Source organism: Helcococcus bovis, from assembly GCF_046035835.1.
Lineage (GTDB): Bacteria > Bacillota > Clostridia > Tissierellales > Peptoniphilaceae > Helcococcus > Helcococcus bovis.
In genome coordinates this window covers 102921-117448 of record NZ_JBFNGB010000002.1, presented here as the reverse complement: position 1 = coordinate 117448, position 14528 = coordinate 102921, and the positions used below count along the sequence as shown (strand labels likewise).

General features: G+C 28.2%; 14 protein-coding genes. 3 read left to right on the top strand and 11 right to left on the bottom strand.

The window, feature by feature from the left end; translation table 11 throughout:
- Positions 1–236 precede the first annotated feature (236 nt).
- Positions 237–1034: an SDR family oxidoreductase UcpA gene (gene ucpA / locus ABGF48_RS01300; RefSeq protein WP_408104560.1), complete on the top strand. Its 798-nt coding sequence runs from the start codon at positions 237–239 to the stop codon at positions 1032–1034.
- Between the two features lie 450 nt (positions 1035–1484).
- Here ucpA and ABGF48_RS01295 read toward each other — a convergent pair whose 3' ends face one another.
- From ABGF48_RS01295 to tpx, 10 genes are all read right to left on the bottom strand, one after another.
- Positions 1485–3692, bottom strand: coding sequence for an ATP-dependent helicase (locus ABGF48_RS01295; RefSeq protein ID WP_408104559.1), 2208 nt, complete (start codon positions 3690–3692; stop codon positions 1485–1487).
- Entirely contained in the window at positions 3685–4704 is a 1020-nt protein-coding gene (gene tsaD / locus ABGF48_RS01290) for a tRNA (adenosine(37)-N6)-threonylcarbamoyltransferase complex transferase subunit TsaD (protein ID WP_408104558.1), read from the bottom strand. Before tsaD ends, ABGF48_RS01295 begins: the two co-directional genes overlap by 8 nt.
- On the bottom strand, positions 4701–5144 hold the full coding sequence (gene rimI, locus ABGF48_RS01285; RefSeq protein WP_408104557.1) for a ribosomal protein S18-alanine N-acetyltransferase: 444 nt from the start codon (positions 5142–5144) through the stop codon (positions 4701–4703). The genes tsaD and rimI overlap by 4 nt, the downstream gene beginning before the upstream one ends.
- Before the next feature lie 9 nt (positions 5145–5153).
- Positions 5154–5834 (bottom strand): tRNA (adenosine(37)-N6)-threonylcarbamoyltransferase complex dimerization subunit type 1 TsaB, encoded by a 681-nt coding sequence (gene tsaB, locus ABGF48_RS01280; protein WP_408104556.1) that lies wholly within the window; start codon positions 5832–5834, stop codon positions 5154–5156.
- Positions 5815–6276, bottom strand: a complete 462-nt coding sequence (gene tsaE / locus ABGF48_RS01275) for a tRNA (adenosine(37)-N6)-threonylcarbamoyltransferase complex ATPase subunit type 1 TsaE (RefSeq protein WP_408104555.1) — start codon at positions 6274–6276, stop codon at positions 5815–5817. The genes tsaB and tsaE overlap by 20 nt, the downstream gene beginning before the upstream one ends.
- Positions 6273–7274 carry an aromatic acid exporter family protein gene (locus ABGF48_RS01270; protein WP_408104554.1) on the bottom strand — a complete coding sequence of 334 codons (1002 nt, stop codon included), beginning with the start codon at positions 7272–7274 and terminating at the stop codon, positions 6273–6275. Before ABGF48_RS01270 ends, tsaE begins: the two co-directional genes overlap by 4 nt.
- A 37-nt stretch (positions 7275–7311) precedes the next feature.
- Positions 7312–7962, bottom strand: a complete 651-nt coding sequence (locus ABGF48_RS01265) for a YczE/YyaS/YitT family protein (protein ID WP_408104553.1) — start codon at positions 7960–7962, stop codon at positions 7312–7314.
- Between the two features lie 65 nt (positions 7963–8027).
- A complete protein-coding gene (locus ABGF48_RS01260; RefSeq protein ID WP_408104552.1) occupies positions 8028–9209 on the bottom strand; it encodes a cation:proton antiporter in 1182 nt (393 codons plus the stop codon).
- Positions 9210–9280: 71 nt separating this feature from the next.
- Positions 9281–10618, bottom strand: coding sequence for an FAD-dependent oxidoreductase (locus tag ABGF48_RS01255; RefSeq protein ID WP_408104551.1), 1338 nt, complete (start codon positions 10616–10618; stop codon positions 9281–9283).
- A 7-nt stretch (positions 10619–10625) separates the two neighbouring features.
- On the bottom strand, positions 10626–11129 hold the full coding sequence (gene tpx, locus ABGF48_RS01250) for a thiol peroxidase (protein WP_408104550.1): 504 nt from the start codon (positions 11127–11129) through the stop codon (positions 10626–10628).
- A 105-nt stretch (positions 11130–11234) separates the two neighbouring features.
- Here tpx and ABGF48_RS01245 point away from each other — a divergent pair, with 105 nt between their 5' ends.
- Together ABGF48_RS01245 and ABGF48_RS01240 are read left to right on the top strand one after the other, a co-directional pair.
- On the top strand, positions 11235–11678 hold the full coding sequence (locus ABGF48_RS01245; protein ID WP_408104549.1) for a nucleoside 2-deoxyribosyltransferase: 444 nt from the start codon (positions 11235–11237) through the stop codon (positions 11676–11678).
- A gap of 81 nt (positions 11679–11759) precedes the next feature.
- Positions 11760–13100: an MATE family efflux transporter gene (locus ABGF48_RS01240; protein ID WP_408104548.1), complete on the top strand. Its 1341-nt coding sequence runs from the start codon at positions 11760–11762 to the stop codon at positions 13098–13100.
- A gap of 188 nt (positions 13101–13288) precedes the next feature.
- On the opposite strand, the gene ABGF48_RS01235 is transcribed toward ABGF48_RS01240, so the two are convergent.
- On the bottom strand, positions 13289–14527 hold the full coding sequence (locus ABGF48_RS01235) for an ABC transporter permease (protein WP_408104547.1): 1239 nt from the start codon (positions 14525–14527) through the stop codon (positions 13289–13291).
- Between the last annotated feature and the right edge of the window lies 1 nt (position 14528).

The window sequence follows — 14528 nt, the reverse complement described above, 5'->3', positions numbered from 1 at the left end:
TTTTCCCTATTGTAAATTATTATTTATAATAATCTTAAAATAAATTTGCTAAAATACAAAGTTTTAATAACGCAAAAAAACAATCATCCCTTTCAATTAATTCTTTAAATTTATATCAAAATTATATTAAAACTATTTAAAACTTAGAAAGACGTTTACAAAAATATTTTTTAGTACTATAATATACATGAAAGTTCCTACTCACGCTACAAATAAAAATTTTAAGGAGACTTTTTATGAAAAAATTAGAAAATAAAGTTGCATTGATAACTGGCGCTGCATTAGGTTTAGGCGAAGGTATTGCACAAATATATGCTAAATATGGTGCAAAATTAATAATGGTTGATTTAGATCCAGTTGTTGAAGAAACAGCAAAAAAGATTAGAGAAACATACAACACAGAAATAGTTACATATATAGGAAATGTTGCTGATAAATCACAAATGATTAAAGCAGCTAAAAAAGGTTTTGAAAAATTTGGAAAATTAGACATAGCATGTTGCAATGCAGGTGTATGTAGATTAGCTCCCTTTGAAGAATTTACAGACGAAATGAGGGATTTCCATATCGATGTAAATATTAAAGGTGTATGGAATACATGTCAAGCGGTAATCCCTTACATGTTAGAACAAGAAAAAGGTTCTATAGTAATAGCTTCTTCTGTAACTGGAGATATCGTAGCAGATGCAGGTGAAGCAGCATATGCAATGACAAAATCAGCACTAGTTGGTTTAACAAAATGTTTAGCAATAGAATACGCAAATAGAAATATAAGGGTAAACTGTTCACAACTAGGTTACGCAAGAACTCCTATGGTTGAAAAAATGGCTGTTGAATCAAATCCTGAAAATCCAGAAGCAGCAATTAATGACATAGCAGTTGGTGTTCCAATGAAACGTTTAGCTAAACCTACAGAAGTTGGTGAATTATTCGCATTTTTAGGCAGTGATGAAGCTTCTTATATTACAGGTGAACAAATTGTAATCGATGGTGGCGCAACACTTCCAGAAACAATGTCAATTGGCACAAACTAAAATTGGTAAATTTTTTATAAAAAAGAGAATTACTAAAGGTAGCAGTTTAAATTGAAATTAGTACTAGCTTTTTCTATATCCAAAGTTAGATATGCCATAAAAAGTATAAAAAACAATAATTCGCCCTAGCTTTTTTTATATTCAAAATTAGCTGGGGCTATCCTTCAATTTTCCAACAAAATTTCAACTCAGCTTTTTTCCACTTTCTTATTTCGCTAAAACCACCTATTACTTCATTATTTAAATTAAATCCCAACTTTTCTAAGTTTCTATCTTTTTATAGTGCATTTACAAAATAAAATTAGAGAAAAATATAATACAAAATATATATCTAATTCTTTCTTCTAAAACTTCAAAAGGAATCCCCTAAATTTTCGATATCTTAGGAATTCCTTTTTTATATAATCACAAAAAGAATTACGCAAAGTAATATATTTTTGTAATTTTATTTTATAATTTTTTCAATCTAGCTAATTTAGCATTTAATCTTTTCAGACCATTATTATCAAAACTTACTAAAAGTTCATCTCCATCTGGATTTGGAGTTATAGAGATTACCATACCTTCTCCATATTTTTTATGAGAAACTTTATCACCAATATTAAAATTCATGTTTAATGAATTATCAAATTGTTGTTTTCTATCTAAAACTTCTTGCTTAATTCTTTCTCTTTTTTCTTCAAATGAGCCATAAAAACTTGCGTAATTAAAGCCTTTCGGCTGATCTTCAAATGAAGACTTTGGTTTTTCTTCTTCTAAGTGTGATTTTATCTCATCGATGAATCTGGATTTTTTAGAATATTGTGATCTACCAAATACCATTCTTGTTGAAGCTGATGAAATAAATAAACGCTCTTTAGCTCTGGTAATTGCAACATAGGCAAGTCTTCTTTCTTCTTCCAAGCCACCTTCTTCAACAGTTCTTAAGCTTGGAAACACACCTTCTTCCATACCGCTTAAAAATACTACATCATATTCAAGCCCTTTAGCAGCATGAATGGTCATTAAACTAACTCCATCTTCATCATCAGTTTTGTCTACATCTGAAAGTAAATTTACATTTTGCAAATAGTCATGTAGTTTAGCAGATTCATTCTTACTTTCAAATTCAGCTACTGCTGTTGCAAGTTGGGAAATGTTATCAATTCTTGCTCTATCTTCTATTTTCGTTGAAGATTCCAACATTTTCTTATACCCTGTTTTTACATATACATCTTCAACTAAATCAGTTATCAAATATTCATCAACTAAATTTATAAAAGCAAGCATTTCATCAGCAAAACTTCTTAATTTTGTCACTGCAGCTTTTGAAAGTTCTTTATCTAATTCATCTGCATAAATTGCATCGAAGATACTTTGATTTATTCGTTTTGCAAAATTGTCTAATTTTGCTACTGTTGTATCTCCTATTCCTCTTTTAGGAATGTTTACGATTCGCTTAAATGACAAGTCATCATCAGGATTACCTATGAATGCTAAATAAGAAAGAATATCCTTAACTTCACGTCTATCGTAGAACTTAAGCCCACCTACAACTTTATTAGGAATACGCTCTGCCATCAGTTTTTCTTCAAGTACACGAGATTGGGAGTTTGTCCTATAAAGTATTGCCATATCTTTATAGTTATATCCAGCACTGTACATTTGATGAATTTTCATCACAATATCATCTGCTTCATCGTATTCAGATGAAGAATTTCTATAAACAATGTTGTGTCCGTCATGATTTTCCGACCACAATGTTTTATCTTTTCTTTCAATATTATTTTTAATTAAATCATTAGCTGCATCTAGAATATTTTTTGTAGATCTATAATTTTGCTCCAATAATATAACTGAAGCATTTTTAAAATCTTTTTCAAAATTAAGAATATTTGTGATATCAGCACCTCTCCACGAATAAATAGATTGGTCACTATCCCCTACAACGCAGATGTTTTGGTGTTTTCCAGCAAATAATTTAATCAATTCATACTGAGATTTATTTGTATCTTGATATTCATCGACAAACACATACTTAAATTTTTCAGCATAATAATCTCTAGTCTCTTGATCTTTTTTTAATAAACTTACAGTTTTTAATATCAAGTCGTCAAAGTCCAACGCATTATTTAATTTTTTTCTTCTTTCATAAAGTTTGTAAATTTCGCCAATATTACGCTGTCTTTCGTATATTGCTTTATCAATAACTTCTTCCGGTGTTTGGAATTTATTTTTATGGTCTGAAATACTTGAAATAATCGAATTTATTGGATTGTATTTTTCATCAATATTTAATTCCTTCATAATTTCCTTAACCAAAGTTTTCGATTCTGAAGTGTCATAAATACTAAAGTTGCTCTTATATCCAATTTTATCAATATTTCTTCTTAAAATTCTTGAACAAATGCTATGAAACGTACCAATCCACATGTGGCTAATATCTTTATTTAACTCTTTTCCAATTCTTTCCTTCATTTCATTAGCTGCTTTATTTGTAAATGTGAATGCTAAAATATTAAATTCACTAATATTTTTTTCTTCTATCAAATATGCAATTTTTCTAGTAAGTACGGTAGTTTTACCAGAACCTGCACCCGCAACAATTAAAATAGGTCCATTAGTTGTAAGAACGGCTTGTCTTTGCATATCATTTAAATTTTTCAATAAATTAGTCATTGTTCTCCTTTTCTAAACCTAAATTTGGAATTACATTCACCCTTAAATTATCTGCTCCATATTCCAAATAGTTATAATATCCAGCTGTTGCAATCATTGCAGCATTATCTGTACATAATTTCAATGGTGGATAATATAATTTAACATTCATGTCTGATAATTGCGATTCTAAATGTTCTCTTAAATCTTTGTTTGCAGCAACTCCACCAGATAAAACAAATTTATCTCTTCCCGTTTCTCTTAAAAGTCTTAATGATTTTTCAACTAAAACGTCATTAACAGCTGCTTGGAAACTTGCTGCAACATCATAAGGATTTATCTCATTTCCCGCCATTTTTTCTTGATTTAAGTAATTCAAAACTGCTGTCTTTAATCCACTGAAACTAAAATCATAAGAATCTTTTTCAAGCATTACTCTCGGAAAATCTATAGCATTTTTATTCCCTTTATAGCTCGCATTTTGTATAGCAGGACCACCTGGATATCCAAAACCTAACGCTCTAGAAACTTTGTCAAAACTCTCTCCAGCAGCATCATCTCTTGTTTTCCCAATAACCCTATAATCTGTATATGACAACACATCAACTAAATATGTATGTCCTCCTGAAACAACTAAAGATACAAATGGTGGCTCTAACTCTGGAAATTCTAAATAATTTGCACAAATGTGTCCTTCCATGTGATTCACACCAATCAAAGGTGTATCAAGCGCTAAAGACAATCCTTTAGCATAAGAAATCCCCACCAATAAGGCACCCACCAAACCAGGTCCTTTAGTTACAGCAATTAAATCAACATCATCAAACCCTATTTTTGCTTCTTCCAGAGCTTCCTTTGCAACATAACTAATTGCTTTAATATGCTCTCTTGACGCAATTTCAGGTACAACTCCACCATAAACTTTATGAGTATCAATTTGAGTAAAAATCACATTTGATAAAATTTTTCTTCCATCTTCAATTATTGAAATACTTGTTTCATCGCATGATGACTCAATTCCCATAATTCTCATAATTCTTCCTTTCTATCTCTTTGCATAATGTATGCATCTTCTCCATCACTATAATAGTTTTTTCTAGTATTAATGATTTCTAATCCATATTTTTTGTATAAATTTATAGCGGGAATGTTGTCAGTTCTAACCTCTAAATAAATCAACTGTTTTTTAGTCAATCTATTTAATAATTCTTGCATAATTTCACTAGCATAGCCATTTTTCCTATGTTTTGTATGGACTACAAAATGATTTATATTTACTTCATCCAAATATTCACTGTAAAACATATATCCAACTAAAACGTCATCTATACATAGCCCAATTGACCTCGTAAACTCATTTTCCATTTCTAAGAAAAACCCTTCCAATGGCCACGGATTTTGAAAATCTTTTTCCATTTCAACTAAAAAATCGATATATTTTTCGTCTATTTCTACAAATTCTCTATTACTCAAAATTTCCTCTTATTTATTCATCAAATTAACTTCTGCTTGAGATTTTCTCAAGTAATTTGGTGCAATATCAAAATAGCTTTCAGTTTCTCCAGATTCAAACTTTTGCTTTGCCATTACACATAAATTTTTACCTATTGCATTGTTCAGACTAGCTGGTGCCAAAATAACTTTATCACTTTTTTTAATTGATTGTGGCAATTTTTCAATCGCTTCTCCAACTATTGTAATTTTCTCATTTTCCTCAACAATTTCTACTAATTTATTTTCTAAAATAATATCTTCAAAATCACAAACTAATTTACCATTAATATATTGATAAAGTCCGGTAAAATATCTCTTTCCTCTAGCATCAATTATAGATAAAATTTTATTATCATTTAAAATTGAAAATGCCATAGCCTCTAATGTTGAAATTCCAATAATTGGTTTATCAAAAACTTGAGCCATAGCTTTAATAGATGCAACTCCTATTCTAAGTCCTGTAAATGAGCCAGGACCTTTTGCAACTGCATAAACATCAATTTCAGATAAATTAATCTTCAAATCTTGAAGCATTCTCTTAACAAGAGGCACTAGCATTTCTGAATGTGTTTCTTCTTGACTAATACTAAAATCTCCAATTATTCTATTATCTTCCATTATAGTTATTGACGACATCATGGTAGATGTATCAATTGCCAAAATCTTCATTTAATTTTTCTCCAATTTCTTTAGATCTAATATTATTTTCTTCAATTTCAATAATTCTCTTATTCAATCCTATTTCAATTGAAATTTCAATCATATCCTCAGGTAGATAGTATCCGCCTTTTTCTGCCCATTCAATAAATGTAATTCCTTCTGGGTAAAAATAATTTTCAAAATCAATTTGTTCTAACTCCGTTGGATCTTCTAATCTATATAAATCCATGTGATAAATTTTTTCGTCACCTTCATAAATATTTACAATTGAAAATGTTGGAGAAGTTACATAATCATTAACCCCCAACTCTTTAGCGATAAATTGAACTAGTGTTGTTTTTCCGGCTCCTAAATCGCCTTTTAATGAAATAACATCTCCAAACTTTAATATTTTAGCTAATTTTTTTCCATAATTTTCTAATTCTTTTAAATCTTTTATTTCTCTTTTCATAATTTCCTATTTTTAAAAATATATTTTTCTCTCAAAAATTCTATTAAATCTTTCATAATTACATAAAGAATTGCCCTATTTTCAAACTCATTTCTAGTTTTTGGCAATTCATCATTTTTAAAATCACTAATCAGTAATTTTGCTTTAGTTATTAATCCTACAACTGTGTTTTTTTCATCAAAATCATTTCTAATTTCATCAATAAAATCAGATACTACCTGCGTTTGTTCAAAATTTGAATCTAGTCGTTTTGATTCGCTGTAAATTTTCACTAAAATATTTACTTGATTTTTTCTCATTTGTAAATATTCTAAATCGTAAATATCTCGATTAAGCAGCGTATTTTCAATCTTTCTCAATGTTTTAATTTCTAAATCATCTATAAATTTTTTTATAATTTTAATTTGTTTATCAATATAAATTTCATATATTTGTTTATCAATGTTTGAGCTATTTATTGTATATTCTTGATTTAATAAATTTGAAGTATATAAAAGTAGTTTTTTTACATACTCATCTAATTGATCTCTTTCAATATTCTTTTCTTTTTTAGTCATAGGAATAATCAAGTTTACTGCAATCGCCATTATTAATCCTATCAGATAGATAGCTATTTCATTAAGAATAAAACTATAATCCGTACTCATTTTCGCATAAAAATGTCCTGCAATAACTACATTTGGTGCAAGCCCTACGGAAATATTGAAAAATGAATTTAGTACCGCAAATACTAGCACGAATATTCCAAATGAATATAAATTATATCCCATGAAATTAAAAAATATTAATATCAATGCCAACATCAAGAAAAATCCAAAAACTCTTTTTAAGGCAATAACTACTGTTTGTTTCTTAGTTATTTGAACGGATAGCAAAGTTATTACGCCAGCAGTAATAGCATTTTGTAAATTAAAAAATTGAGAAAATAGTATAGATAAAGTGAAGGCGATTGCTATTTGTAAATTTAATAATAAATCAAACTTCTTAAATCTTTCCATATTTCCTCAATCTAAATTGTCTTTTCTTCTAATTCCTCTAACATATCTTTTTATCAACTGGTAATAATCCCCATTTTTTGAAATATGGATATTGAAACTTCATTGAAACACCCAAAATTGGAGAAAAAATAATTAATGCTATAATTGTACCTTCTCTTATTATGTATTCAGAATTAAATATGTATGATAACAATAAACACATAACTACTGCGATAACATCAAATACCCATCTATATTTCAAAAAATCACCATTGGTTTTTATAGCTAATGCATCCAAAAAACCTTCAAGTGCAGTATACACTACATTTATATTCATAATTGCTCCTACTGCAAAACCACATATAGCTGTTGCTAAAATAAATAATAAAACTCTTTGAATATATGAATTTACCTCAAAAGTAAATACATTATAATAAAAAATATTTATTACATATCCTAGTACAAATATTACAATAACTTGTAGATATTGAAATTTATTAAAATTCTTACCTAAAAGTAAAATTTGCAATAAAATGCATGTACCATTTATTATAATTGTAATTGTCCCAACTTTTATAAGCGAGATATTGGATAATGTTGTCGATAGAGCATCATATGGACCTAGTCCTATTCCTGATTTTATCGATAATGCAATTCCCATACCTATAATGCAAATACAAAGTAACATGGCTAAAAATCTTTTAATCATATCCTTCTCCTATCTATTAAATTATATCAAAAAAGCAATTTTAATACTACTTTAACATCTAATAATTAATCTTTTTCTAATAATTTTTCATAGGTATTTTCTATTCCAATTGCCCCGATTGGAGCAGTTATCAAAATTCCTAAAACAGCAATAGATAAAATTAATGTACCATTAGGAAGTCCAAGTGATAGAGGGATGGCACCTATTGCAGCTTGCACTGTGGCTTTTGGCAGATACGAAATCATACTAAATACTTTTTCTTTTAAGTTTAGATTTGTTCCCATTAAACAAATATTTACAGCTAAAATTCTAAATGCTAACGTTGAAAAAATTAATAATATTCCTAAGATACCTGCTCCCAAAGTATATCTAATATCAACTTGCGCTCCAATTAACACAAATAAAAGCACTTCAAATCCATTCCAAATTCCATTAAATCCATTCTTTACTGAGTCAATTACTATGCTTTCAGATTGCATAGAATATACAAGTCCAAGTGTCATTACACTTAACATTTCTGAGAAAGCAAACACTTTTCCAATTTCATCTTTAAGTCCAACTAATAATAAAGACGCTGCAAATACGAATAAAACTTTAATATTATTTGTTAATTTAATCTTTCCTAAAACTAAACTTAGCAAATATCCTATAATAGCACCTATCAAAACTCCACTAATTATCGAAATAGGAATGTCTAATAATTTATATATGGAAAATTCTCCGCCCGTACTAAATCCAACCAAGCTTGAGAAAATAGCCAATACAAACACATCATCCAAAGATGCTCCAGCCAAAATCAATTGTCCTATTCCTTTTTTATTTCCATAACCTTTTTCAATAACATTAATCATTCCTGGCACAACTACCGCAGGAGATACAGCTGATAAAATCGACCCCATAATTGCAGCACTTAACATATCAATTCCAAATATGAATTTCGCCAAAAATGTATAAGCTAAAATTTCAACCGTTGCTGGCACGAATGACATTAGAAGCGCTGGACGCCCAACTTCCAATACTTTCCTAAAATCCAAAGTTAGTCCAGCTCTTATCAGAATTACAACAAGTGCAATTTTTCTAAGCTCTGGCGAAATTTTAAAAACACTAATATGTATTAAATTCAACACGAATGGTCCTATCAAAATCCCTGTAATAAGCATTCCTAGCAATCTAGGCAATTTAAGACTTTCTGAAATCTTTGCTAAAATTAATCCAAATAAAAAAATAATCGATAACGAAATAATCATAATATCCTCCATAAACACGATTATTATACTATATTTTAAAATAAAAATGGAGTACATTTGTACTCTCATTTTTACATATTAAATAAATCGTTCAAAGCTTCACTTATTGTCGGATGTGTGAAAACAAAATCTCTTAATTTTGTATATTCTAAACCTTCATCCATGGCTAATTTTACAAAGTTTATAATTTCCTCTGATCTTTCAACAAATAACATAACACCCAAAATCTTATTAGTTTTACTATCAACTAATGCTTTTAGTAATCCTTTTGTTTTACCCAAAACTTTTGCATTTGGTATAGATTCAGCCTTCATCACATTAACTTTATAATCTATCCCTTTTTCTTTTGCTTCTTTTTCATTCAAGCCAATTCTTGAATAAGTAGGTTCGATGAATGTTGATGTAGCAAATACTTTTCTTTCACTTATTGAGTATGATTTATCACCTAATAATTGTGATTTTACTATTCTAAAATCATCAAGTGAAGTATATGTGAATTGATATTGTGAAGAAACATCCCCTAAAGCATAAATATTTTCTTGTGTTGTTTCCAAGTATTCATTTACTTTAATCAATCCTCTATCTGTTAATTCTACTCCAGCACTTTCAAGATTTAAATCTTTTACATTAGCTCTTCTTCCTGTAGAAATAAGTACTTTTGTATTTTCTATTAATTTTTCTTCACCATTTTCAACATAATATAAAGTATCACCCTTTATCCTTGATGTTTCAGAATTTAATAATATTTCTATTTCTTTTTCTTCAATAGATTTTCTAATTTCATCTGAAATATCTGTATCTTCTCTAGGTAAGAATTTGTCTTCTCTAATCAAAATTCTTACTTTGCTTCCGAAATTAGCATAAATTGATGCAAATTCTAACGAAATAAATCCACCACCAATTATAGTTAGATTTTCCGGTAATTCTTCTAAATTCATAATTGATGTACTTGTAAATACATTTTCATTGTTTTCAATACCTTCCATTTTAGGTATAAATGGTGTTGCCCCAGTGTTTATAAATATTTTATCCGCTTTTACTTCCAATTCTTCAGATTCAGTTTTAACCAAAACTGTTTCTTTGTCCTTAAAACTAGCAAATCCATCTATAACTTCAGCTCCAGAATTTACTACATTATTATAATTAGCTTCATTTAACTTTGCTATTAAATTTTTCTTTTTAATAATAGATTTTTTATAAAACTCTTTTTTATCAATTTGGGATAATTTACCATCTTTACTGCTATTTAATAAGTTTTTTGAAGGAAGACACCCTATATTAATACATGTTCCGCCATACATTTTTTTATCTTTTTCGATAAGTGCAACTTTTTCACCTTTTTTAGCTAAAGTTGCTGCTAATGTTTTTCCTGCTTTTCCAAATCCTATAATAATTGAATCATATCTCATACACAGCCTACTTTAATAATTCTTTTACTTTTTCTAATGCAGATTTGAAATCTACTTCTGTTGCAGAATCTTCAAGATATTCTGTATATGCCACGTTTCCTTCTCTATCTACGATAACAATTCCTCTTGCTAATAATTTTAATTCATCAATCAAGAATCCGTATTTATTACCAAATTCTCTTTCTTTGTAATCAGAAACTGTTATTATATTTTCTATACCTTCTGCAGCACAAAATCTTTGTTGCGCAAATGGCAAGTCAAGTGATACAGTCACTATTCTTACTTCTTCACTCAATTTTGTAGCTTCTTCATTAAATAATTTTGTTTGAATCGAACACAGACTTGTATCAACTGATGGCACAACTGACAAAACTACTGTTTTTCCTAAATCTTCACTCAATTGATATGATGTCATATCTGCCTTTGTTGCCTTAAAATCTGGTGCCTTATCACCAACTTTAACTTGTGTTCCTAATAAATGTATTGGATTTCCCTTAAATTTAAATTCCATAATTAACTCCTTTATTTTTTTCTGTTATAACTTTTTTATATCCTTTTTTTTATTTTTTAATCTTTTATATGATAAAATAATCTTAAATTAAAATTTGGAGGATATATGAAAATTTATGTTGCAGGCTCTCTTTTTAACGAAGCAGAAGTAGCTCAAAGAAAATTAGAAGGAAAATTATTAAGGGAAAATTTTCCAGAATTAGATATTTTTAACCCTATTGATCAACCATTTAATGAAAACAAACAAAGTTTACCAACTCCTATCTCTATTTTTGAATGTGACACAAAAGCTGTTGAAGAAGCAGATATTTTTATAGCTGATCTTACAAATGAAGATGCTGGAGTAATCGTAGAACTAGGCATTGCAATATATACAAACACAAAACTTATTATTGGAATTAATTCAGATATTAGACTAGCTTCTTCAAACAAATATGATATTCCAACTTACGGTATGAATCACTATGTTTTAGGTGCAATATTAAAACATGGTCACTTCGTTAAAAATTTTGATGAAGCAATTGACGTAATAAAAGACTTTCTAAAATAAGCATTATAACTTATTTACATTTGAAAATTACAATTTTTAAGTGTAAAATTATATAGTGTTAACTATAGAAAGAGGAATAAAATGAAATATAAATTGTACTACAAAAAGGCATTACAAATGGCGTGGCCATCTGTATTAGAAAGTTTTTTCTTAGCCTTTGCAGCACTAATAGATACCATGATGGTAGCAACTCTTGGAAGCTATGCTGTTGCATCTGTAGGTTTGACAAATCAACCAAAATTTATTGCTTATGCAATTTTCTTTGCAATAAATACAGCTGTATCTGCATTAGTCGCTAGAAGAAGAGGACAAAATGATAGAAAGGGTGCAAATATAGTTCTTATAACCGCTATTTCAATTAGTGCTATATTATGTATTCTAATCACATTTGTTACTATTTATTTTTCAAATGATTTAATGCTTTTTGCAGGAAGTAATTTTGAAACTCATGATCCGGCTAAAGCATATTTTGATATAATTATTGCAGGAATGTTTTTTAATATAATTGCAATGTGTATAAACGCTGCTCAAAGAGGTACTGGAAATACTAAAATAGCATTCACAACAAATCTTACATCATCAATTATTAATGTTATTTTTAACTTTTTATTGATAAATGGCAATTTAGGTTTTCCGAAATTAGGTATACGTGGTGCAGCTTATGCAACAGTTTTAGGTTCGGTAATTGCATGCATAATGAGTGTTTCATCAATTTTCAAAATCATAAGCTTTGTTAATATTAAATATATAATAAAGCATAAAATCAAACCTAAAATTGAAGCTGTTAAATCGATTTTTAGTTTGAGTATAAGTTTATTCTTAGAAAATATTTTTATGCGTATTGGTTTTTTAACTACAGCTATTACAGCAGCTAAATTAGGTACCGCTGCATTTGCTGCTCATAATGCAGCAATGGGATTATTATCTGTTAGTTTTTCATTTGGTGATGGTATGCAAGTTGCTGCTGTTGCACTTTCAGGAAATGCTTTAGGTAAGGAAGATAAAAAATTAGCATTTACATATGGACATATTTGTCAAAGAATTGGTTTAGCCATGTCTATTATTTTATCAATCATTTTATTTATATTCTCAAGAGAAATAATGATGTCATTTTTCAAAGAAGAACATATAATTGAGATGGGAATAATGACAATAAGATTTTTAATGATAATTCTATTATTACAAATTTCTCAAATTATATATGGTGGTTGTTTAAGAGCTGGTGGTGATGTAAAATATACACTTATATCATCTATAATTTCTGTAACAATAATTAGAACAGGTGCAACTATATTATTTACTTCTGTTTTAGGACTTGGATTAATGGGGATTTGGATAGGTATAGCCTGTGATCAGTTATCAAGATTCATTCTCTTAAGACATAGATTTAAACAAGGAAAATGGGTCTCTATTAAAATTTAGAAAAATATAATAATACAAGTAACTTTTGTAAAATAACACATCTTTTAAACAAAAATTTAATAAAACATAAAATAGCCCTAGATTTCAATATCTAGGGCTTGTTTTGTAAGAATTAATTTCCTTATTATAGGTGCTATTACTAAATAACTAATAAATTTATTTTGCAACAGATCCTTTTACTCTTAACTTTATTCTATTTTTTGAGTTAAAGCTTTTATAATATTTAATTTATTACCGTAGCTTAAAGTTCCTTGTCTATAGATTTTTACTGAAATTAGTGCAAACAATAAAGTAAATATTATTAGTAATACAAAACTAATTATTACTTCAACTAAAGGCACACTTGTCATTAAAAATCTAGTTAACATAGCTAATGGTGAGGTAAATGGTATAAATGATGCTATTTTCATTACTATTCCATCTGCGTTTGACATTGAAAACATTGGAACAAAAAACGCAATCATAACTAATATCATCGCTGGAGTTAATGCTTGATTTAATTCATCTAATCTTGATACCAATGATCCAAGAGCTGCAAATATAAAGTAATACAATGTAACTCCAATTAGTGTAAATATAATTAATACAGCTAAATCAGAATACTTTATTTCTGATAATATTGTTTTTATAATAGTTTTTACGCCATCATTTCCTTGTAAATTTATATAAATCCCAATAAGACCTGCACCCAAGGTTACCATCAAATGTACTAAACTTGCAAATACTCCAGATAATACTTTACCAATGATAAGAGCTTTTGACTTTACATTAGTAATAAGAATTTCCATAGTTCTACTTTCTTTTTCTTTTGCAACATTTGTAGCTATTGAATTACCATGTAGAATTATCATCATATATAAAAACATTACACCAAAATAAGAAAGAACAAAACCAGATATAGGATTCCTACTGAATGACTCAACTTCCACTTTTGGAGTTACAGATTCAATATCATTTAATTTATTTACATCAATTCCAGCTTCTTTTAATCCAATATTATATTTGTAATTTTCCTTAAGAATTTTTTCTATTTCATTATTTCCAAAATCAGATAATTTACTTACAGAACTATAAACTTTAGCATCAAGTTCACTTTTTAATACAATACCTTCTGAAAATTCTTTTAATTTAATTTTATTTCTTAATTCTTCTTCACTTTTCATCTCAACTAGTTTATATTTTTTTGAAAGAGCATTAATAACTGAGTTGTCAATTTTATTTAAATTAAAAATTGCTAATTCTTTCTTATTTTCAACATTTTCGCTAGTATTTGGATTAAACATTTTATTTTCATTTCCAGATATAAATCTTGGAGCAAATGTTATTGCAAAGAAAATTAATGCACTGATAACTATAGAAACTATAAATGTCTTTTGTCTAAATCTTTGCTTAGTTTCAAAAGAAAATACTCTTAAAATTTGTTTCATA

Bases quoted from the DNA above. Each gene is read 5' to 3' on its own strand.
- ucpA (WP_408104560.1), top strand. From the start codon at position 237: ATGAAAAAATTAGAAAATAAAGTTGCATTGATAACTGGCGCTGCATTA.
- ABGF48_RS01295 (WP_408104559.1), bottom strand. From the start codon at position 3,692: ATGACTAATTTATTGAAAAATTTAAATGATATGCAAAGACAAGCCGTT.
- tsaD (WP_408104558.1), bottom strand. From the start codon at position 4,704: ATGAGAATTATGGGAATTGAGTCATCATGCGATGAAACAAGTATTTCA.
- tsaB (WP_408104556.1), bottom strand. From the start codon at position 5,834: ATGAAGATTTTGGCAATTGATACATCTACCATGATGTCGTCAATAACT.
- tsaE (WP_408104555.1), bottom strand. From the start codon at position 6,276: ATGAAAAGAGAAATAAAAGATTTAAAAGAATTAGAAAATTATGGAAAA.
- ABGF48_RS01270 (WP_408104554.1), bottom strand. From the start codon at position 7,274: ATGGAAAGATTTAAGAAGTTTGATTTATTATTAAATTTACAAATAGCA.
- ABGF48_RS01265 (WP_408104553.1), bottom strand. From the start codon at position 7,962: ATGATTAAAAGATTTTTAGCCATGTTACTTTGTATTTGCATTATAGGT.
- ABGF48_RS01260 (WP_408104552.1), bottom strand. From the start codon at position 9,209: ATGATTATTTCGTTATCGATTATTTTTTTATTTGGATTAATTTTAGCA.
- ABGF48_RS01255 (WP_408104551.1), bottom strand. From the start codon at position 10,618: ATGAGATATGATTCAATTATTATAGGATTTGGAAAAGCAGGAAAAACA.
- tpx (WP_408104550.1), bottom strand. From the start codon at position 11,129: ATGGAATTTAAATTTAAGGGAAATCCAATACATTTATTAGGAACACAA.
- ABGF48_RS01245 (WP_408104549.1), top strand. From the start codon at position 11,235: ATGAAAATTTATGTTGCAGGCTCTCTTTTTAACGAAGCAGAAGTAGCT.
- ABGF48_RS01240 (WP_408104548.1), top strand. From the start codon at position 11,760: ATGAAATATAAATTGTACTACAAAAAGGCATTACAAATGGCGTGGCCA.
- ABGF48_RS01235 (WP_408104547.1), bottom strand. From the start codon at position 14,527: ATGAAACAAATTTTAAGAGTATTTTCTTTTGAAACTAAGCAAAGATTT.